The organism is Streptomyces sp. NPDC048424 (assembly GCF_040651555.1).
Lineage (GTDB): Bacteria > Actinomycetota > Actinomycetes > Streptomycetales > Streptomycetaceae > Streptomyces.
The window spans coordinates 1-20,829 of the sequence record NZ_JBEZKE010000049.1; the positions used below are offsets into that span (position 1 = coordinate 1).

Sequence of the window (20,829 nt, forward strand, 5' to 3'; positions counted from 1 at the left end):
AGATCGCCCTTGAGGACCTCCAGGTCACCCGCGAAGATCACGGCGGGCAGGGTCGCGTACTGGCACCCCTCGGCGCCATCCGCGACGGTGAACAACAGCCGTCGCTAATCGACGTGAACGAAGCCAGCCCCCGGTTTGGCGGGCGCGCCGGGAGTTCCGTTCGTGCTGCCGACGCCGTTGCCGCAGGTTCCCTTGCCACCGTTCCCGCCGGTGTCAACCTGCGCGCCGTGGCCACCGGGCTGGGTACGCGGGCCGGACGAACTAGGTACGCGCGCCCATGCCGAGGCCGCGGGGCGGGCGGTGCAATGGGGGCGTGAAAGAGACTCCTACCCTGGTAACTCCGGCCGAACGTCCCCTGGACTCGCCGTGGTGGCTGGCCCCGGCCCTGTTCACCGTGGTGGCGGTACTGGGCGGTGCGTGGGGCTACCACTCCTCCCCGTTCATCCACGCCCCGTCGTGGCTGGCCCTGCCGTACGTCGTTCCGCTGGCCCTGGTGGCGGCCTCCTGGCGGCCTTCGGCCCGCCGGGACACGAGAACACGCGGCCTGGTCCTGGGCGGGGTCGGCGCCTGGATCGCCCTGATCTACGCACACGCGGCCACCTTCGTGCTGTGCACGGTGGCGGTCGTACTGTGGGCCTTCCAGGGCGGCGGCTGAGGCCGGCCAGGCAGGAAGCCGACCACTCTCTGCCCGCCCCACGCTAGGCCCTGTCCGGCGGATCATGCTTGGGAGGCGGTGATCCGGCACGACTGACTGTGTGTCGTCTCCGGTGAGGAGGAGAATGCGCGGCATGGCCATGGTGAAGGACAGCGATGTCCGCGGTATGCAGCACTGTGAGACGACGGCGCTGGGCATGCTGCTGCGGCACGAGGGACTCGACCTGTCCGAACCCATGCTGTTCGGGCTCGGCTCCGGGTTGTCCTTCATCTACTGGGACAGCAAAAGCATGGGCTTTCCCTTCCTGGGAGGCCGGGTCAAGCCGTTCGAGCTCACCAAGAACCTGACCGGCATGCTCGGACTCGAGCTTCTGGTCGGGGAGACCACCTCCCCGCGCAAGGCGTGGCAGAATGTGGCGGCGCCCATCGACGCCGGTCGGCCTGTCGGCCTTCAGCTCGACAGCTACCACCTGGACTACTTCAGCACCAAGGTCCATTTCGGCGGGCACGTCGTGGCCATGTACGGCTACGACGACCACGACGCCCACCTCGTGGACACCGCCCCTCAGGGGGGAGCCGTCTCGACCAGTCTCGCCAGCCTGGCCAGGGCCAGGGCCGAGCGCGGCCCGATGACCGCCAAGAACCGCTCCTTCACCATCGCGGCGCCCATCGGCCTGATGCCACCGCAGGACCGGGTCATCCCCGCGATCAAGACCTGCGCCGAGGCCTTCTTGCACCCGCCCATCGCGAACCTGGGCCACCGCGGCATCGAGAAGGCCGCCGCGCACGTGCCGAAATGGATGCAGCGGAGCGACGACCCGCGCGAGGACCTGCCGCAGGCCGCCGTCCTCATGGAGAGGGCCGGCACGGGCGGCGCCTTGTTCCGCAATCTCTACCGGGACTTCCTCGCCGAGTGCACCCAGCTCATCGACAGCAGCCACCTGCGCACTGGGCACAGCCTGTATACCGAGGCCGCCACCCTCTGGACACAGGTGGCCGCACTCATCGCAGCAGCAGGCGAATCCGGCGACGCGAACCATCTCGTGCAGGCCGGCTCCGTCCTTCGTGAACTCGCGCGTATCGAGCGCGATGCGATGCGGGCACTCACCCTGCTCTAGGGTCCGTCCATCGAATCGAGGCAACGGCTGAACGACCGGCTGCTGGATTGCCCGGGCTGGCAGCGCCGATGCCGTTGAACCGGCCCACGGACCCCGGGGTTGTCATGGCTGGCCTTCGGGGCCCGTGACGTGTCCGGCTTCGGGCCAGCTCTCGGGAGTACGTTGACGCGGCGGTTGCTGATCCGGCCCTGGACCCGGTGGGCCGGTGGGCCGGTGGGCCGGTGGGCCGGTGGGCCGGTGGGCCGGTGGGCCGGTGGACGCCGCCGTGGCCCGGACCGGTGAGCGGTGTCGAGTCGTCCCGTGCGGGGGCGTTGAACTGCCCCCGCACGGGACTCGCCGGCGTCCCTGGCGGGCGTCGGCGCCGTGCACGGCGTGTGCCGTTACGCCGAACGGCGCCGCCTGGTCATGGCGTACAGGGCTCCGCCGAGCGTCAGGGCCGCGGCGGCGAGTCCGCCCGCGGCCAGCGCGGCGGATCCGGTGTTGGCCAGGTTGCCGCCGGTACCGCCGTTCGGGCCGGGGGTGTTGCCGGTGCCCGGGGCGGTGCTCGCGGAGGCCGAGGCCGAAGGCGAGGGCGCGGTCGAGCCTGACGGGCTCGGGGAGGCCGAAGAGGACGTCGACGGTCCGGGCTGCGACCCGCCGGCCGGCGTCACGGTGATGGTGAGCCCGGCCGTGTTGTTGCCGAGGTCACGGTCGATGTCGGCGATGTTGAGATGGCCGGGACCGCGGTCGGCCTTGTACCGGTACTCGCCGTGGTACGTGCCCGGCTTGACCCACGACTCGATCTTGAAGGTCCCCTTGACCGAGCCGCCGGTCCCGCCGAACACCCGGCGCCCCTCCGGGCCCGGGCGGCCACCGACGAAGCTGATGCCGGGCGGCAGCACGAACTCTGCTTCCACCACGCTGTCGTCGAGGGCCGTGGTGGCGACCGAACCGGTGCCCTTGATCTGCCAGCCCGGGTTGAGCAGCACCTGGCCGCCGGCCGGGCCGCTGCCGGTCGCCCCGTCCACGGTGAAGTCGACCTGGTTCGCGGGGTTTTCGACCGCCACCTCGCGGCCCCAGAAACTCCACTCCTTGAACGGCTCGGACGGTGTGACCTTGATGGCGGCCGCGGTTCCCTTGACCCCGCCCTGCTGCGGCTTGTAGGTCGGCTTGCCGCCCGGGGTCCAGGTGACGTAGAAGAGGTCCCGCCACAGCTCCGGGGTCGCGGTGATGTTCAGCCCCGTGTCGAGTCGGTAGTACTTACCCGGCTCGAAGGTGCCGGTGAAACTGCAGAACAGGTATTCGTCACGGTACTCCCGCACGGGGTCGACCTTGAAGTGTTCGCAGTTCGACGGCCGTTCCTGAGGATTCAGTTCCAGGCCAGGCGGCAAGTGGACGCCCAGCTCCGCCCCCTGGACGGGCTGGTCGCCGGTGACTTTGAAGCCCAGACGGAGGCTCTGCTTCTGGCCGTTCTCGACCGTGGTGTCGAGGAGCTCCTCGGAGGTGACGAGACCGCCGAACGGGTCCGGGCTGCCCTCAGGCTGGTTCGGGCCCTGCTTGCCGACCGCGGTGGTCGGCGTCTCCGGGCTCGGCGCCGGCGCTGCCTGGGCAGTGGTCACGGCGCCCAACACCACCGCGCCGGCGGCCAGAGTCGCTCCGATCCGCCGCGCTGCAGTGCTGTGCGTGCGGTTCAACCGCATCAAGTTGGTCCCCCTCGTGTCACATGGGTCAGACGTTCGACTACGCCCGACTCCTGTACGACCGACGGGGGGCCTGATCGGTTGCCCGGAACGATCAAGAAATCGGCGGGCGGGATCCCGACGACCGCCCCGCCGTACGGGCGTTGGGCGCGCGCTCCATCGCCTGCGGCGGCCTGCCACTGCGGCGGAGTCAGCTCGCCGGTGTCACAGCTGGGGGACGTATGGGGCGAGGCCGACGATGAGGATGGACCGTTCACCCGGCCCCGGCTCGGAGCCCGCGCGGACCGGGCCGACGTAGTGGCTGACTCTGTGGTCGTGGACGGCGTAGCCGTCCAGTGGGTCGGTGAGGGTGAAGTCGGCATGGATGTCCGCCCACGGGTCCTCGGGCTGGAGGCCTGCGCTGCCCGGTGTGGCGATGACGTTCTGCCCGCCGGTGACGTTGGTACGGCTGATCAGGTGGGCGAAGGTGAACGTGCTGGCCGAGCCTCCGTCCTGGTGCAAGCAGTTCGGGGAGGAAACGGCGAGCTGGCCGGGACGGTCGACGCCGAGCCTGATCAGGTGGACACCAGCCCACAGCGGCCGACTCCCCAGACTCCTCATGGACAGGACCTGCTCGATGTCCCAGCGCAGCAGTCGCAACAGCAGAGCGTTGCCGAGCAGCGCCTCGGGGATGTCGGGAAGCACGCGCCGCGCCCGCGGGTACTCAGGGTCTCCCTCGCCCTGGGAGAAGTCGGTGACCGTACCGTGTACGGAGTCGGGGGTTCCGGGAATCCAGGACAGTTCGTCCTTCCACGGCAGGTAAACGGCATGGGAGTACCGGCGGAACCGATTCGTTCCCGGAGCGTACGGGTCGGGCGGCAGAGCCGCGAAGACCTCCCGGATCTCGGCCAGGTCACCCACGGCGGACCCGGCTGGGATACCGAGCTGCTCGGCGCCGTAGCGGACGAACCCGCGCTCGCGCAGACCCTCCATGTCCTCCCCCGGTCCTCCCGCATCGGAGTGCGATCGCCGCTGGGGCTCAGTGTTCTCCACGTGCTCCTCCAACGGGTCACCATCGGGGCCAAGGCGCCGACGGCCCCCCGCCACGTCCCGGCCTCGACGCGGCTTTGCCATGCGAGCCACAGCCCTTGCGACGAGGTCGCTCATCCAGCTCGGTGGCGAAAGGACCAGTTCACCCTCGAAACCGCTCCCGCCATCAAAGTACACCGGCCCCGGCTCGCTGCCGCCGACCAGCACACCCACCGCGCCCGCGTGCGCGTCCCCGAAATCCACCGCCCCCGTGGAGCAACCCCCGAGCCGGCCGGGCACCCCACGGCCGCCATCGCCGCTGCACCGGATCCGGTCGTGAAGGCGCCCGTGGAGGCAGCCGGGCCGTCGGCGGCGCCGCGCCGCCCGGCGGTGTTCGGTTCGTTGCGGTGATGGACGCGGGCCTGGCCGTCGAGAGCGGCTGGCTCGCTACCATGGCCCGATGGCCGGGACGAGCAAGCCCACCGACACGCCAGCGCTTCGCGTGCTGGCCCGCGCCGCCCGCGCGAACCTCGGCGAGTTCGAGCACCGGGTGCGCCGCCGCCCCGGCCTCGGCGGGGCGGCGGCGTGTCTGGTGATCCTCGTCGTCGTCATGAACTTCCTCGTCAACGGGCCGGAGAACGTCTGGGGCCGCGGCGTTGTGGTGGTCGGCCTGCTGATCGTCATCACATGGGGTTATGTCTGGTTTCAGCGCATGCGTGGTGGGCTCTACCTGTTCTCGGAGGGTTTCGTCGACGCCGCCGGCAGACGCGTGGTCAGCGTGGCGTGGTCGGAAATCCGTTCGATAGAGGGCGAGAAGACGCAGTTCGCCATTGGCTCGCTTCCGGCGGGCAGCGCTTTCGCCTACGAGGTGGCGTTCACGGCGCGGGCGACCGGCCACGAAGCTGTGTGGAGGTTCAACACCACGTACAGCGACGCAGGTGAGCTCGCCCGACTGATCTCCCGGCGTTCCGGTGTCCCGGTGACCGGCCTCACCGACCCGTACCAGCTGTGAAGTGGCGTCGGGCAAGCCACATTTGGCTATGACAGTCCATCGTGCTTGGCTCACTCTTCTGATGACGTCCCTCGGGACGCGGCACGCTCCTGAACGGGATCCGAGGATTTCGGGTGATCTGGATCATCGGCCTGGGCGGCGGCACGCAGCGCCGCCTCTACCCGACGGTTGCTGGTCATGGTCGACGTGACGGCGGTCATGGTGAGGAGGAGGCCGGCGGCAGCGTAGAGCGGGGTGCGTACGTCGTAGGTGGTGGCCAGCCAGCCGCCGAGGAAGGCGCCGAACGGGGCGGCGCACATGGCGAGCATGCGGGAGGTGGAGGCGACCCGGCCCATGAGGTGGGCGGGGACGATCGCCTGTCGGAGGGAGGGGCCGAGCACCATCGTGGCGCCCATGCCCGCTCCGCAGACGGCGAGCGCGAGGCCGGCGACGTACGGGTTCGGGGCGGCGGCAAGGCCCAGGATGGCGAATCCCTCGACTGCGGCCGTGCAGGTGAGCGCGGTGCCGGTGCCCAGTCGTCGGCCGAGGAAGGAGGCGATGCCCGCGCCGAGCAGACCGCCGGTGGCCTCCGCCGTGAGGAGCAGGCCGAAGCCGAAGGTGTCGATGCCGAGACGATCGTGCGCGAAGAGGGCGAGTACGGTCTCCGCGGCGAGGAAGGCGATGTTCCCGACCGCCGGACGCAGCGCGAGCCCGAGCAGCAACCGATCCCGGAATACGTAGGAGGCGCCGGCCCGCGCCTGCCGCAGCAGCGACTCACGGGCCTGCGGTACGGGCCGGGGTACGGCAGGCAGCGACCGTACGAGCAGTGCGCAGACCGCGAACGAGATGGCGTCGGCGAGCAGCGGTACGGCCCGCCCGAGCGCGAGCAGGGCACTGCCCGCAGGCGGCCCCGCGAAGCCGGACGCGGCGGTCTGGGTGCCGCGCAGGCGGGAGTTGGCGCGCTCCAGGAGCGCCGGGTCGCGGCCGAGCAGATCCGGCAGATAGGCCGTGGCGGCCGTGTCGAAGAAGAGGCCGCCGAGGCCGAGGAGGAAGGCGACGGCCGCGAGCAGTGGAATGCTCAGCACGTCGAGCGCGGCCGCTGCCGCCGGTATCGCGAGCAGCACCGCACGCGCCGCGTCCGCGACCCACATCGTGCGCCGGCGGTCCCAGCGGTCCACCAGCGCACCGCCGAGCACCCCGAAGAGCAGCCACGGCAGCGTTCCGGCGGCCGTGACGACGGCGAGCGCCATCGGGTCCCGCGTCAACGTCAACGCGAGCAGCGGCAGTGCGGCATGCGTCACCCCGTCACCGAGCGAGGACACCGTCTGGGCAGTCCACAGCCGTCCGAACCCGGTCGGCAACTTTCTTATTTCTGAGGTCACTTGGCGTCCCCTTCGGCCTGCTGACGCGGTGCCGGGTGGAACAGTGCGAAGACGAGTGACGCGTCCGGCAGCGACGGGTCGGACAGCTCCCGGTACTCGTCCGCCAATGCCTGCAGCCGCGCCCCCAGCTGCGCGAACTGCTCCTCGGTGAGCCGCAGATGCGCCATCCGTACGTGCCGCTCGCCATCCACCGGCGCCGCTTCCAGGTCCGCCACCGCATGCCGCATCAGCACATCCGGCCCTCCCTCGCCAGGATCCGGCAGCACGATCGCCCGCGCGGCCATTGCGTAGTACCGCTCGGTGACCCCGCGGACCTTCCGCGTTCGCACCACCTTCACCAGGCCGGCCCGCTCCAGCAGCCGTACGTGGTAGCTGGAGCTCCCCTTCGCGAGGCCCACTCGCTCGGCGATCTGCGTGATCGTCGCCGGCTCGAAGCGGAGCACGGCCATGATCCGGTGGCGCGTGAGATTGGAGACGGCGCGCAGCTGCTCGTCAGTGGTGACGTGGAACGTCTCGGGAAGATCATCGGTGGGCATGCATCCAATGGTCAACGTTTCTTGACCATTGGGCAAGGGGTTTGTTCGGGCTTCCGAAATCGACTGTCCAGCACGTGAGGCCTTCGCTCCTGCACTCTCGGCCACCAGGCCGGGGCTGACGAGAGTGGTGTCGAGTCGCTCAGTCGGTCTGGTTGTCGGCCTCCTTGGGCAGGGAGAACATCAGGGCCCACATCAGGGCGAGGAGGCCGGCGACCCACCACAACACGGCGATGAACGCCTCGCGGTTGAGTCCGGCGTCGGGTGAGCCGCCGGTGGTGGCGAAGAACACCAGGGCGGTCAGCGCGGTACCGAGGGCGATGCCCAGGTGAATCGCGGTGTTGAACAGGCCCGAGGCGGCCCCGGCATCCTCGTGCGGGACCCGGGCCAGCGACAAGTCGGCGAGCGGGCCGCCGACCATGCCGAGACCGAAGCCGATCAGTACCACCGGAGCGGTCATCGCCGGCAGGGTCAGGTCCTCCTCGCCTGCGGCGGCCTGGAAACCGTAGGCGGCCATCGCAGCGATCGTGATGAGTGCTCCGGCCTGAGGCAGACGGCGGGCGAAGCGCCCGGCGCTCTTGGCCGCGAGCGTCGCGCCGGCCAGCTCTCCCAGGGAGAGCAGAACGAAGGCCAGGGCCGCGTGGACGGGGCTCATGCCCAGTCCGCGCTGGAGGTAGAGGGTCCAGGTCATGAAGAACAGCCCGCACAGCAGGCCGTGCATCAGCTGCGCGGCTGTGCCGCCGGAGAACCGCCGGCCCCGGAAGAGGGACAGGGGCACGAGCGGCGCGCCGTCCTGCTTGCGAAGCTGGTGGCGTAGGAAGACGACCAGCGCGAGGATGCCTGCGGCGAGCATCGCGAAGCACCACAGCGGCCAATGATGCAGGTGCCCCTCGGAGAGGGGGAAGACGATCAGGACGGTCGCCAGCGCGGACAGCGCCGTGCCGGGCAGGTCGAGCCGGTCGGCCTTCTTCACGGTCGACTCGGGGATGAACTTGCGTCCCACGAGGAGCACGGCGAAGCCGACGGGCACGTTGACCAGGAAGATCGGCCGCCAGGACAGCCCGAACAGGTCGGCCTCGGTGAGCAGGCCGCCCATCACCGGGCCCAGGACGTTGGCGATGGAGTGGACAGCCCCGTACAGACCGAACGCCTTGCTGCGGCTCTCGCCGTCGAAGGTGACGTGGAGGGTGGCCAGGACCTGCGGGATCATCAGCGCCACCCCCACCCCCTGGAGCATGCGGGCGCCGATCAGCACGCCCGGCCCGGCAGCCAGGCCGCACAGCAGCGAGGCCGCGGTGAACACCCCGGTGCCCATCAGGAGGATCCTGCGCCGTCCGTAGAGGTCGCCGAGGCGCCCACCGGTGATCAGCCCGACGGCAACGGGCAGTGAATATCCGGTGGTCAGCCACTGCAATGCGGACGGTCCGGCGCTGGTCGATTCCTGGATGGCGGGCAGGGCGGTCAGGACGACCGACTGGTCGAGGAGGTCCATGAGCTCGGCGGTCAGCAGCACCAAGAGGGCGATCCGGGCCGCCGAGGCCATTTTCGGGTGGTGAGGTGCTGGGTCGTCCGGGGACGGGGTGGTGTGCTGCGGCTCGTTGTCGAGCGCGGAGGAAGACACGACGGGAAACTCCTGATCCAAAGGAATCGGGGAGAGCCCATGCCGACAGCCGCACCGGGGCCGGAAAACACAAAACCCGGGGCAGACGGCAGAGCTGCACCCGGGAAAGACAGAAAAGAGGGGGGAGGGTGACGCAACTCAGGCCAGCGCGACGTCCGCCCCCGGACACGTGCGACACAACAGCACGCGGGGAACACGGACGACTACATGGCCTGGTTGATAGGACGTCACCTCAAGTACGACACGCGGAAGGACAGGGAAACCAGTCACTGCCGCCGACACCTCGGCACAGGAACCGGTCCACCATACGACACGCCCAAGACCCGCCGCACACCAGATAACGGACCGCCCCGCCGGCCCGAGCGACGCAGAGGACAAGCGCCCTTCGGGCCCTTTTCCAGGGTCCGCCAGACCAGCCGGAGGCGGCTTTGCAGGACGGTCGTCGCGTCATCCATCCGAGGGGCGCGCAGGCCCGTCAAACGCGCTTCGCAAGGCTCGTGCGACACGGTGGCGGCATGCGTCGCTGGCCCCTGCTCCTGCCCCTGCCCCTGCTCCTGCCCCTGCTCCTGCTCCTGCTCCTGCTCCTGCCCCTGCTCCTGACCGCGCTGCTCGCCTCGGGATGCGTCACCGTCCACCCCGCACCTGCCCGGCCCGCCGGGGCCTCGCCCGCCGCGGTCCCGGAAGAACACAAGCACCCCGTCGACCCGCGGCCCGCACGACCGGACACGGGGGCGGCGCTACCCCTCTCCCCCATGCCCGAGCCTGCGACCGCACCTCCGGCCGACGCCGCTCCCGGGGCCGGCCGTGCTCCCGCACCGGCCCGTCCCGCATCCGGGGCCCGCGAGGCGTCCGGCGAGACTCAGCCCGCCCGGCGAACTGCCGGCCGCAGGGCCGAAGGCCCGGTACGGCCGCGCCGGACGACCCCGCCCCGGCCTGCCGTGCGCCCCGCCGCCAAGCCCAAGCCGAGGAAGGGAAAGGGGCCGACGCGTACGCCCGCGCCGCACGGCCCGGTACGACACGCCCCCGGCGTGGGGGCCGCGGACATGGCGGAGCTGTGCCGCGCCGCGCACGGCGTCACCAGCCCCGCCGTGGCAGCGCTCTGCCACCAGACCTACGGCCGATGACCAGAGCGTTGTAGCTGGCCTGTGTGGCCGACCACAACGCTCGGACTTCGACGCAGCCGTCGCCGAAGCCTCGGAATAGCCGAGTCGCCGCCTGTCGGGCATCCGGCCTGCTGGTCAATGGTGGCCGTTCACACAGGCGGAGCTCCGGACCCGACGTGGAGTCCGGATCAGGCATTGGCGTCGTCATGGGCCAGGTCGCCGCCCAGCTCCCGGGAGGCCTCCGCCTGGTCCAGCAGCTCCTGCGCCTTGGCCTTCACTCCCTCGATCGCGTCGGCGCCGGCGACGAAGCGCAACAGCGGCTTCTCCTGGTCGGCGATGGCCAGGAGGGCCCGGGCGAGCTTGGCGGGGTCGCCGGACTGCTGCCCGTTCATGCTCTTCCAGGCTGCGACGGTAGCGGTGGTGCGCTCGGCGTAGTCGTCGATGGTCGGCTCGGGCCAGGTGGTGGAGGCGTCCACGAGCAGCTCGGTGCGGAAGAAGCCGGGTTCCACGACCGTGGTGTGGATGTTGTACGGCTCGACGTCGTAGCGCAGGGATTCCATCCAGCCCTCGACGCCGAACTTGGAGGCGGCGTAGGCGACGCAGAACTCCTGTCCGGTGATGCCGGCGGAGGAGGACAGAGTGATGATGTGGCCGGCGCGCTGCCTGCGCATGATCGGCAGGATGGCTCGGGTGACGTTCATGGGGCCGAAGAGATTCGTCTCGATCTGCTGGCGCATCTGCGCGGGCGTGATCTCCTCGAAGTAGCCGGCGAAGAAGTTCCCGGCGTTGTTGACCAGGACATCGATGCGTCCGAAGCGGTCGACGGCCGCCTGGGCGGCGGCTTCGGCGTCGTCCAGGCGGGTGACGTCCAACTTGGTGACCAGCAGGTTGCCCTGCGGACCGCCCAGAGTCGCCTCGATCTCTTCGGGGCGGCGGCCGGTGGCGACGACGTTGTGGCCGGCGGCGAGGGCCTCGCGGACGATGTCCGTGCCGAGTCCGCGTCCGGCACCGGTGACGAAGATGACCTTGCTCATGAGGAAGTCCTTTCAGCGCCGCATCCCGGCACCCCGGGGAGTGGGGTAAGCCCGCTGTCCAGCCAACCACCCGCCCACGCCCCGCAGGGGTCCGTACCAGGGCGTGTTCGTCCGGGGGTCCAGTACTTGGCCCGTCCGGCCAACTGCGGCACTCAAGCCCTCGCACTCCTTCGGCGACCCGGGCCGTCGTGGCGCCAGGTCGCTACCACCCCGTATCGAAGGCTATGGCGCCGTCGGCACCCACCACTGCCGCAACGTGCGGAGAGTCCGCAGGACGATGTGCGGACCCCGGTAGACGGGACGGGCGTAGCGCCGGACGGGGGTCGCCGTTCGGGAGGACCGGGTGCTCCCGGCCCCCGACCAGAGCCCCGTCGTCCGTCAGCCGGATGTGGTGCACGGCGTTCACTCGGGTAGTGGTGGCGATGCCCTGCTCGTTCCCTCCGAGCAGGAGCAGCCGGTCACCACGGAATGCGAGGCCGAACGGGTCCGAGAAGGAAGCGCGCGGATGCGCAGCGCCCCGCTGCGCCCCGTTTGAGCGAGTGGTGCGCCGGGCCAGTACGTGGCGTGGACCGCAGAGCCGGCCCAGGGGCGGGTGTGGCAGGTGTGCCGCAGGTAAGCCCGGAGAGCGCGGCTCGGCCGGTCTTGCTCGTCGTCTCCGGGCTGACCGAGGTAGGCGCTGACCACTTGGTCCAGCTCGCCGTAGCGGCGGTCGAACTCGATGGGCTTCATGGCCATCGGGGACGGCCTCTACAGGCAGATCGGGACGGTCGTGTGCACGATTGTTCGTTGCGGTTGATGACCTCTTCGGTGGCCCACTGGGCGGTTTCCCTGTCGGGGTAGGTGGCGGTTCGGGTGAGCATGGGTTCCCCAGTTCGGTGGGTCTGATCAGGTGGGGTCGAAGTGCCAGATCATCGCGGCTTCGGTGTCGTTGACCGCAATCAGACCGGCGTCCCAGCCGTTGGATCCGTCAGGCGGACGGGCTGCCCGTAGAAGTCCGGGTTCGTGGCCTCAGCCGACATTGGAGTAGAAGCGCGTGCCTTCGGGGAAGCGCGAAAGGGTCGGGCGAGCCCGGCGTTCCATCTCCGGCCGATGGTGGTCGAACTCTGCGGCAGCGGCAACGTCTATCCACCAATCCTCGTGCTCGCGCCGGGCGACCGAGACGGCGGTATAGCTGTACTGGTATAGCTCAAGTACGTCCGACCATGCCTCCGCAGTGAGTTCAGTGATTGGCGGTTTCCCTGTCGGGTAGGTGGAGGTTCGGGTGAGCAAGGACTTCCCCCGTCAGGTCGGAAGGTCAGAAGGATTCGAAAGTCCAGATCAGAGCGACTTCGGTGTCGTTGACCGCGATCAGGCCTGCGTCCCAACGGCTTCGACTGAACGGACTGGTCCCGTTGACCGGCTGGTCGTAGAAGTTCGGATGCTCGCCCTTCCAATCGACGTTGGAGTAGAAGCAGGTGCCATCGGGAAACCGCGAAAGCAACACCCGGGCACGGCGCTCCATTTCCGGCCGGCGATCCTCGAAGTCACGGGATTTCGACACATTCATGCCGACGACTGCAAGAAGGACCAGGAGCGATTGGACCGAGGACCGAGGGAGTTCTTCGACGGAGAAATTGAAGCGCTCCACGTCCGCTGTACTGGTGGGGGGCTCGATCCAGGCGAACGTCTCGACCTCGCGGTCGACATCCTCCTCGTACGGGTCGAGTGAAGCCCACCCTCGCGGATCAACGGTCTCACCGCGCATGACCGCCGCGACGTCGAACCACCACTCCACGTGGTCACGTGGGGCCACAGCTGTTAATGCCCAGCGGCCCTCGTACAGTGCGAGTCCGTCTGCCCAGGCATCCGCCGTGAGATCGTCCATTGTTCGCTCCCCTATTCAGGCATCGACGTGAGCACGACGAAGGGCGGGTTGATGTTCGGATCGTACTTGAGGCGAGTGCTCACCCCATGGGCGTCATGGACAGGTCCGGCCTGGGACGGGCCCACTTTCTCCGAGGTCCGGCCTGTCACCGCATTCCCTTGGAGTGGGCCTTCCAACGGTACCGTCGCCACCTGAAAGGATCTGGAAGCGGGATTGGGTGGCGGATTCTTCAGCCAGTCCTGGATCTCGGCAGTGTTGTGGCGAATGTTGTACTGGGTGTATTTCTGCGCCGATTCGAAATCGGGGAAACTGGACCTCCACATGAGCTGGAGCTTGCCTGATCCCTCGGCTTCGTCACGGTGCCGCTGCAACAGCTGTTCGTCGGCCTTGCCGACTGGCCCTGGCGGTGCCTTCCGTCGCCGGGCTCGCGTAGACCGGATGGGCCAGGGCCGTCTCCTGGACAGTCGACGATCCCCCGTGACTTGGTGCAGAGAAGCCACACCTCCACGTGCTGCTACGGCGTGGGCGGGAACCCCCTCTGTACGCCGTGCCGACAGGCACGGCAGGAGCAGTTCACCCACCCCTGACCGTGCCCCCCACCTGCACCGATCACGCTGCTCCTGCCTGACGGACATGAATCGGACGCGTACGGCTCTACGAACGCCAGCAGCTCGACATCGGCCTGTGGATGTACCTCATCAGCGTCCCCCTCTGGCAGACGGCCGCCGGGGGCGGGGTCGAGTCCGCGGAGTACAGCACTTGGGTCGCCGCCGAGCAGCTGCGCCCGCTGCCCGGGGTTGACCTCGGCCCCGTACCCACACCTCGGCGCCGGCCCGGTGGGCGTGGCTGCTCGACGGCCGCACCCTCGGGCGCCCGGCCATCGTCCACGACGACTGGCCACAGGTCAGCTTGCCGTTCAACGTTTAGCCATCGAACGGGCTCGAACTTGTCCGGCTTCTTCCCAGTTCACCGGACATATCAGGGGCCAGGGCCTTCGGGTTGCCCACCCCGCGGAACGCCGGGCCGTCCCACTTCACCTCGACGGCAAGCGGGGAACGGGCCTCGTGCCGCCATGGGGCGCCCTGCTGCTCGGGGGGGGCTGTCGCCGCTGCGGGCGCGCGGCCACCACCAGGGTGTCCACGCACTGGCGTGGGCGGCGGCGTCGTTCGCGTGCCCGGCGGGGCGGCGGGGCGGCAATGGACGGCTTCGGGGCGGGGGTGGTGTGGGGTGCCTGCGCGGTGGTGGGCGCGGCGGCAGCCGGCGGCTTCTGGGCGCTCACGCGATGTCCCCTGTGACGTCCCTCGCGCCGAAAGGTGGGTTTGCGGACATCGACGCGGGCAGTGATGCCTCCATGAACGAGATCATCTTGATGTCGGACCCGAGGGTCACGGCCCTACCCGTCCTGGAGTGCGGGGAGGCCCTCGCCGATGTCCGCTCCGAGCGCCGCCTGCTGCTCGACCTCCGCAAGACGGACGACGAAGGAGCGTTCTGTCACGTCCGCACAGGTGTCCTGGAGCGGCTGCTCCACGCTCAGACCCTGCTGCCCGACGGGCTGCGGCTGCTCTTCGTCGAGGGCTACCGGCCCCTGTCGCTGCAGAAACGGTACTTCGAAGAGTACGCGGATGCCGTGCGTGCCGCCCACACCGACTGGCTTCCCGGCGAAGTGCATGCGGCGGCGAGCCGCTACGTCTCACCTCCCGACATCGCGCCGCACAGTGCCGGAGCGGCCGTGGACGTGACTCTGGCAGACGCCGACGGCCGCGAGCTCGACCTCGGTACGCGCATGAACGCCTCCCCGGAGGAGAGCGACGGCGGCTGCTACACCCACGCCCACAACATCACCGAGTCCGCGCGCGCCCACCGAACGGTCCTGTCCGCAGCACTGATCGAGGCAGGTCTCGTCAACTACCCGACGGAGTGGTGGCACTGGTCCTACGGCGACCGCTACTGGGCCCTCGCCACAGGCGCGGCACACGCGATCTACGGGCCGCACGAACTGGTGTGAAGCGGAGGGGGCCGCCGGGACGGCCCGCCTGGCGATCGGCGCTCTGCCAGTGCAGTCCAGCAGGCGCGGCGCCGGCAACTCGACCGTATCCTCCCAGTGGAAGCGGTCGGCGCCGTCCCGTGCCGTGGGTCGCTGCGGCTCGTGGCTGCCGAAGAGGACTCCCCTCTCGCGGAGTTCGGCGAGGTTTCGCCGGCATGCAGGGTGAGCCGCCAGGGACGCGTTCACGTGGGGTAGGACGGTGACGGGAATGCCCGCTCAGCGCGCGCCTGCCCCGGCAACCAGGTAGCGGCTCCCCGAACGAGCCCACTCCCCCGACCAGGCGACCAGGCGACCAGGCGACCAACCAAGCAGGGATCACGCTCCAGGACGGCACGACACGTGTTGCGGTGGCTGCCGTCGACCGCGACGGCGCGGAGCTGCGAGGACCCGGGCTCCTGTGCCTCTCGCCTGCCCGGGGCCATCCTCTCTGCCAGATTGCAGGCAGCACCAGCCCGGCGCCCAAAGCACCTCGGAGCGCCGGCTACCACAGGAGGGGATGCCGGGGTTGGGGAAGGGATCGAGTCTGACCGCGCTGGGGGCGCTGCTGCTCCATGGCACGCCACCCGGACCTGGGCAACCAGCGCCCACCGCATCCCCGACGCCGTGGTCCTGGTCGCGCTCCTCGCCACCTGCGCCGGCATCCACCTCACCCGGCGAGGCCGGACTGCGATGCCTCCCTCACCCCGACGCGGCGTCAGCAGGGGCGTCGTCGGGCCACGCCGAAGCCGGTGTGGTCCGGCGGAGCGCAGCATTGTCACACCGCTCCGAGGCGGCGGAATTTATGGGTGGCCGATGGGAACAGTGACGAGAGAATGTTCGACTTCAGCCCTCCGTCGAGGGCTGAGGCGAGGAATTGGGTGCAGGATACGGAGTGGTGTTCCCATCGGGGGCCTCGCGCTTCGTTCACCATGACAGTCCATTCGTTCGGGTCAAGACCCGGAAGGACGAGCCAGTACAGGCACTCGCCGTTGTCCGTGGTCGCCCATGGGATGACCCTGGATCCCTCGGCCTCAAGTTCCGTCGGCTTCTTCTCGAATTTCCACAGGTCTTCCAGGTCTTCGAACTGAAACTTGGCCCACTTGAGGAGGTCGTAGTGTTCGTTGGGGCATTCAGGCTCGAGGACATAGAGGTAGTCGTCCCAGTTGCCACCTCCGTAGACGCCGATGAGTTCCTTGTAGTCGTCGGGGAGCTCGACCGCGAGGGTGCGTTCGACCTCGCCCCAGTCCTTGTGGCGGGGTTGGCTCGGCGCCGGGGCGATTTCAAGAAGTCGGTTGAGGGCGTTGGCCACGGCAGGGGTCCTGTTCCTGAGATCGGCGAGTCCGGGCGGACGGGGTAGCAGTGGGCTGCAGGGTAACCGCGAGTCGCACCTGCTCCAGTGCTCTCGTCAGCCTCCCCTTGGCTGCGTTTCCCGTAGCCGCGCAGGTCCGACCCGGGGCCCCGGGGACACCGGGTCCGGGGCCGTGTTCTGGAAAAGGAAACGGGTTCTCGCCTTGAACGATTGCTGCTTCTGCCTCGCAGCGGGGCGTTCCCGCGCCGGTGTCCAGGTGACCCTGTTGGCCGTTGTCTCGGGCTACCGCAAGACCCTTGCACACGGCGGAGGGCCGCCGCCCCGACGGGGGTGGCGGCCCTCGGTTCGCGGGGAGCTCTACGGGCAGGCGTGAAGTCCACGTCGGGGCGGCGTGAAGCCCACGTCGGGGCCGGCGCGAAGTCCACGTCGGGGCGGCGTGAAGCCCACGTCGGGGCCGGCGCGAAGCCCACGTCGGGGCCGGCGTGAAGTCCACGTCGGGGCCGCCGCAGCCGGCCGCGATGTCCAGCAGCGGTCCTGCTTCAGCTCGTCGACAGTCAGGCCCCAGCAGACCTTGGTCGCGGTCAACTCGGCGCCGTACCGGCAATGCGCGTCCGCCGACGGCGTCAGCCCTCGGCCGGGTCCTGGTCCGCTTCCGGCTCGAGCGTGCGCTGACCGCGACCGGGACGGCCTCCTGGCCGAGGTCGTTCGCGTACGCCTCTCGACGCGCTGCGTTCCAGTCCGAGGCCCGAGCGGCCGGGGCACATCACTCGAAGCCTGCGGAATTGCGGCCTTCTCGAGGGCCCCCGCTACCCGTTGCCGTTTCCCGGTTCCCTCGGCACATGAGGCGGCCGGTCGTCCGCCGGACTGTCGGGCCGGGTCAGGCCCAGGAGACGATCACGGCGCCGGGGCGGCCGCCGGTACCGGCCTGGCCTTCGATGCCGGGTTCGCCATCCGCGCCGAGCTGCGTGCCGTGGACGTCATCGGCGCGCCCGCCGCGGCCACCGTCCCCGCCGACGCCTCCGCTGCCGCCCGCCCCGTAGGCACGGCCCTGACCGTCATCGACCGCCGCTCCGCCGGCCGCCGCCGCACCGCCCGATCCTCCGCCCCCGCCAGGGGCCCCGTACCAGACCTTCGCGCTCGTGCCACTCTCTCCGGACCTGCCGGCCTCACCGCGCTGTCCCGGGTTGCGGGCCGTGATCCGGTCGGTGCCGGTGACCGCGCGCAGACACTCGGAGAGGCCCTCCCCTGCCGTGCCTCCATCGCTGGGGCGCCCGCCGTTCCCGCCGCTGCCCGGCGCGGAGTCCTCGAAGAGACCGGCGTGCCCGCCTCCCTGGCCGGCCTCGCCGGCGCCGTACCGTCCGACGAAGCCGGGCCGGCCGCCGGCGGCGCAGGCCGACCAGGCGCCGCCAGTGACCGAGCTCATGCCGCCCTCGCCGCCGCCACTGTCGCCCTGCCCGGCACTGCCGGGCCGGCCGGAAGTGACCGTCAGGGTGTTGCCCCGCGCCCCCTTCACCCCACCTGAGCCACCCGCCGCGCCGCTCCCTCCGGCACCACCACCACCGACGGTGATCTTGAACCTGACCGACCGCTTGGATCCGGAGACGTCGAACACGCACGTCGTGAAGGCACCGCTGCTGCCTCCCGCGCCACCGGCACCACCACCGCCTCCACCGCCGCCCGCGCCGGTGAAGCTCCCGTTGTGCCCGCCACCGCCGCCGCCTCCACCACCCCCGCAACCCCCGGCACCGCCGCCTCCACCGCCCCACAGGGAGAAGGTGACGCGCTTCGTCCCCACCGGCGCGGTCCAGTACACCGGTTCACCGGACGTGCCGAACACCTCGGTATTCGAGACCGTGTGCGTAGCGGGCGTGGAAGCCGTCGCGTCGAAGAAGGTCTGTAAGTCCATGTGGCAATAATGCCACAGAATGCATCCGCAACGTCACACAGAGTTACGATCTGCCGCCTGTCTCACGGTCCCAGAAATGACCGTCGTGACAACCGTTGTTGCTGGCCGGCGCCGCACGCATGTGGCCCTCGGGGAGGATCGGACCGGTGAGTAGCGACTCCGCTGGGCGGGGCCGGGCGTAGCCGTCGACCGCGGGCGCAACGCGGCGAAGTCGGTCTGCGCGGCCTCGAGCCCCGCGTGCGGCCGACCGTCGGCCGGCGGGGTGGTGAGGGGGCGCGGCCACATCCTTTGCCCACGATGCGCAACCGTTCCGCCGTCCTTCATGTCCCACCATGCAGGAGCGACCAACTCCAATGACGACCAGGGGGAAACATGAAATTCACCCGTCCCGTCCTTACCACCACCGCATTCGCCGCCCTGGCCCTGGGGGCCACGACCGCGCTGGCGGCGCCCGCCTCCGCCGCGCCCAACACCACGCCGCAGAAGGTCTGCGGGAGCGCCTACAAGACCGTGAACTCGGCCGCCATCGGCTCGCTGGGCACCGTCTACCTGACGTACAACGCCTCGAACGGCAAGAACTGCGTCGCGACCATCCGCAACAACCCGGGTGCGGCCGTGGACATGGCCCTCTGGATCGAAGTCCCCGAAACCTGGGAGCGGGGCGAGGACTACGGCCGGTACACGTCGTACGCGGGCCCGGCCTACGTGTACGGCAAGGGCCACTGCGTCGACTGGGGCGGGGGCATCAGCAACGTGCACGTGCAGGTGTACAACTCCAACTGTGGCGCGCGCAAGGAGCACCGGGTCACCGAGGTCCGCTGACCCGAGCTCCTCCTGACCGCGACGTTCTGTGCCGTCGTTCGGTCGTCGGGGCAGGACCTGCGACCCGACGACCGCACGGGAACCGCCGTGGTCCGGCTCGCCCCGGCAGACTCGCCGAGTTCTGCCGGGGCGGGGGCGCGTCCGGCCTCCTCCCTCGGGTGCGCGACCGTCCGGTCGGCGCGTCGCCGCAACCGGGGCACCTGGAACAGATGCGGTCCTGGTTCGGCCGACCGCACTCACCCGGACCGACATCCAGCCGCTCGGGGCGGCGAAACGGACCACCGTCTCCGGGACCACGGACGGCCTGCGCCCGTGGGCGGCTCCGGTCCGGAGCCGACCCACCCCGGCCCGGGCATGGTGGTCAGGACGCGGGTTCGTAGACCACGGCGGTGTTCGGGCAGTCCTCCGCGACCCCGAGCAGGGCCTGGCGCTCCGAGTCGTCGGCGGCAAGGCTCCAGCGCAGCTTCGTCGCGGTCCACTGGGCGGCGTACTCGCCGTGGTAGCCGCCGGCCGGCGGAAGCCACTGCGCCGGGTCCTTGTCGGCCTTTCGACCGGCCAGTCGATGGGGCGTACGTCAGCGCGCGGTGACGGAATACGCGGCGAGCGCGCGGTTGTCGCGCGGCTTGGCGACGGCCCGGAGAACGTCGACCTGGCTCAGGACGAGCTGACGTACCGCCTCGGGCAGTGTGGCCAGGCGCTCCTCTGTTCCGGCCAGCTCGAGGCAAGCAGCGATTTCCCAGTCACCGTCCTGAAGCTCCTCGGTATCGGCCCATCCGCTGCCGTCGGCCGTCCAGCCAACCTCGGACAGGAGGCGCAGCATCCCCTCACGGGAGAAAGGCGTGCGGACGTTGCCCTGACCGTGCGACCCTGCGGCCTCGATCTGCCCCTGGATCAGCACTGCGAGAAGGTGCGCCAACTGGTCACCAGAGGCAGGCGTCAAGTCCCACTCGGTAAAGCACAGTCGCCGCGCCCACGGCCGTACCCGGGCCAGTGTGTCTCGAAGTTGTCCAAGCGATGCGAAATACCAGGAACAATGTGCGAGCACCACGTGGTCAAAGGCACTTTCGGGGAAGTCCACTGATGGGTCAAGGACGTCGGTGCCGAAGCGGAAGTCGATGCGCGGCCCGAGGGGGCCTGCCGCGAGCCGGGCTGCCGATTCCCCGAGCGTCACGGGCGCCCCGTAGGAGGGCTCGGCCACGTCGACGGCAACCACGCGCCCTTTGGGTCCAACCGCCTCTGCCAGGACGGCGGTCATGTCGCCCTGGCCGCAGCCCAGTTCGAGGACGGTTGAACCTGGCGCGATGTGCCAGCCCGCCACGAGCGCGGCGCGGTGGCGAGTCTGGGACAGCTGGCTGTCCGGGCTGTGATCGGCGGCGGCCATGCCGGCCGCGAGCGAGGGGGCCTTGGCGCGAAGATCGGAGAGATTCACAAAGTCCTTGGTGATACTCGGCGGGTCGGTGGTGGCCGATGGTATGAGACGCGGGGGCAGCACACCTCATATTTCCAAGTACAAGCTCCAGGTGCCCGACGGTGTCACCACCCTCAGGGCCGTCCTGGTCGGCGGGGGCGGCGGCGAGGGCGGCCCGGGCGGCGACGTCAAGCCCTACGGCGACGAGACGAGCCCATGCTCCGGAGGCCGGCCCACCATCACCCTCGGTACGGCCGGCCGGGCGCGGACTCCCAGGGCACAGGCGGCAGCGGAGCCGGCGGCACCGGTGGCAGCCCGGCACTCGTCGGCGAAATCACCGAACACTGCCCGGGCGCGCAGGCACCGGCGGCTCG

17 protein-coding genes are annotated in these 20,829 nt (G+C 70.1%); 6 read left to right on the forward strand and 11 right to left on the reverse strand.

Translation table 11 applies throughout. The features are described from left to right. Positions 1-313 precede the first annotated feature (313 nt). Positions 314-655: a hypothetical protein gene (locus tag AB0D29_RS36460; protein WP_362860150.1), complete on the forward strand. Its 342-nt coding sequence runs from the start codon at positions 314-316 to the stop codon at positions 653-655. Positions 656-788: 133 nt separating this feature from the next. Continuing rightward, positions 789-1,772: a BtrH N-terminal domain-containing protein gene (locus tag AB0D29_RS36465; RefSeq protein WP_362860151.1), complete on the forward strand. Its 984-nt coding sequence runs from the start codon at positions 789-791 to the stop codon at positions 1,770-1,772. A 380-nt stretch (positions 1,773-2,152) separates the two neighbouring features. On the opposite strand, the gene AB0D29_RS36470 is transcribed toward AB0D29_RS36465, so the two are convergent. Both AB0D29_RS36470 and AB0D29_RS36475 read right to left on the reverse strand, forming a co-directional pair. Next, positions 2,153-3,370, reverse strand: a complete 1,218-nt coding sequence (locus AB0D29_RS36470) for a hypothetical protein (protein ID WP_362860152.1) — start codon at positions 3,368-3,370, stop codon at positions 2,153-2,155. Between the two features lie 285 nt (positions 3,371-3,655). Continuing rightward, positions 3,656-4,423, reverse strand: a complete 768-nt coding sequence (locus AB0D29_RS36475) for a 2OG-Fe dioxygenase family protein (protein WP_362860153.1) — start codon at positions 4,421-4,423, stop codon at positions 3,656-3,658. 496 nt (positions 4,424-4,919) lie between these two features. Here AB0D29_RS36475 and AB0D29_RS36480 point away from each other — a divergent pair, with 496 nt between their 5' ends. Then, a complete protein-coding gene (locus tag AB0D29_RS36480; RefSeq protein ID WP_362860154.1) occupies positions 4,920-5,471 on the forward strand; it encodes a hypothetical protein in 552 nt (183 codons plus the stop codon). A gap of 50 nt (positions 5,472-5,521) precedes the next feature. Here AB0D29_RS36480 and AB0D29_RS36485 read toward each other — a convergent pair whose 3' ends face one another. From AB0D29_RS36485 to AB0D29_RS36495, 3 genes are all read right to left on the reverse strand, one after another. Next, positions 5,522-6,832, reverse strand: coding sequence for an MFS transporter (locus tag AB0D29_RS36485; RefSeq protein ID WP_362860155.1), 1,311 nt, complete (start codon positions 6,830-6,832; stop codon positions 5,522-5,524). Continuing rightward, on the reverse strand, positions 6,829-7,368 hold the full coding sequence (locus tag AB0D29_RS36490; protein WP_362860156.1) for a winged helix-turn-helix domain-containing protein: 540 nt from the start codon (positions 7,366-7,368) through the stop codon (positions 6,829-6,831). Before AB0D29_RS36490 ends, AB0D29_RS36485 begins: the two co-directional genes overlap by 4 nt. Positions 7,369-7,507: 139 nt before the next feature. Then, entirely contained in the window at positions 7,508-8,986 is a 1,479-nt protein-coding gene (locus AB0D29_RS36495; protein WP_362860157.1) for an MFS transporter, read from the reverse strand. Between the two features lie 515 nt (positions 8,987-9,501). Here AB0D29_RS36495 and AB0D29_RS36500 point away from each other — a divergent pair. After that, positions 9,502-10,110: a hypothetical protein gene (locus AB0D29_RS36500; protein ID WP_362860158.1), complete on the forward strand. Its 609-nt coding sequence runs from the start codon at positions 9,502-9,504 to the stop codon at positions 10,108-10,110. A 167-nt stretch (positions 10,111-10,277) separates the two neighbouring features. Here AB0D29_RS36500 and AB0D29_RS36505 read toward each other — a convergent pair whose 3' ends face one another. The 3 genes from AB0D29_RS36505 to AB0D29_RS36515 all read right to left on the reverse strand — a co-directional run bounded on the left by AB0D29_RS36505 (position 10,278) and on the right by AB0D29_RS36515 (position 13,622). Beyond that, positions 10,278-11,123, reverse strand: coding sequence for an SDR family oxidoreductase (locus AB0D29_RS36505; RefSeq protein ID WP_362860159.1), 846 nt, complete (start codon positions 11,121-11,123; stop codon positions 10,278-10,280). A gap of 1,294 nt (positions 11,124-12,417) precedes the next feature. Further along, on the reverse strand, positions 12,418-12,987 hold the full coding sequence (locus tag AB0D29_RS36510) for a hypothetical protein (protein ID WP_362860160.1): 570 nt from the start codon (positions 12,985-12,987) through the stop codon (positions 12,418-12,420). A gap of 11 nt (positions 12,988-12,998) precedes the next feature. Next, complete coding sequence (locus AB0D29_RS36515; protein WP_362860161.1) at positions 12,999-13,622, reverse strand: RNase A-like domain-containing protein; 624 nt, start codon at positions 13,620-13,622, stop codon at positions 12,999-13,001. A gap of 716 nt (positions 13,623-14,338) precedes the next feature. Between AB0D29_RS36515 and AB0D29_RS36520 the strand changes: the two genes are divergently transcribed. Further along, entirely contained in the window at positions 14,339-14,992 is a 654-nt protein-coding gene (locus tag AB0D29_RS36520) for a M15 family metallopeptidase (RefSeq protein WP_362860162.1), read from the forward strand. 793 nt (positions 14,993-15,785) lie between these two features. Here the strand turns inward: AB0D29_RS36520 and AB0D29_RS36525 are convergent. Further along, the gene (locus AB0D29_RS36525; protein WP_362860163.1) at positions 15,786-16,319 is read right to left on the reverse strand and encodes an SMI1/KNR4 family protein; all 534 of its coding nucleotides are present in this window, start codon (positions 16,317-16,319) and stop codon (positions 15,786-15,788) included. 877 nt (positions 16,320-17,196) lie between these two features. Further along, positions 17,197-18,225 (reverse strand): hypothetical protein, encoded by a 1,029-nt coding sequence (locus AB0D29_RS36530; RefSeq protein ID WP_362860164.1) that lies wholly within the window; start codon positions 18,223-18,225, stop codon positions 17,197-17,199. A 372-nt stretch (positions 18,226-18,597) separates the two neighbouring features. On the opposite strand from AB0D29_RS36530, the gene AB0D29_RS36535 reads away from it, so the two are divergent. Then, positions 18,598-19,047, forward strand: a complete 450-nt coding sequence (locus AB0D29_RS36535; protein WP_362860165.1) for a spore-associated protein — start codon at positions 18,598-18,600, stop codon at positions 19,045-19,047. A gap of 574 nt (positions 19,048-19,621) precedes the next feature. Here AB0D29_RS36535 and AB0D29_RS36540 read toward each other — a convergent pair. Next, positions 19,622-20,476, reverse strand: coding sequence for a methyltransferase domain-containing protein (locus tag AB0D29_RS36540; protein ID WP_362860166.1), 855 nt, complete (start codon positions 20,474-20,476; stop codon positions 19,622-19,624). Positions 20,477-20,829 lie beyond the last annotated feature (353 nt).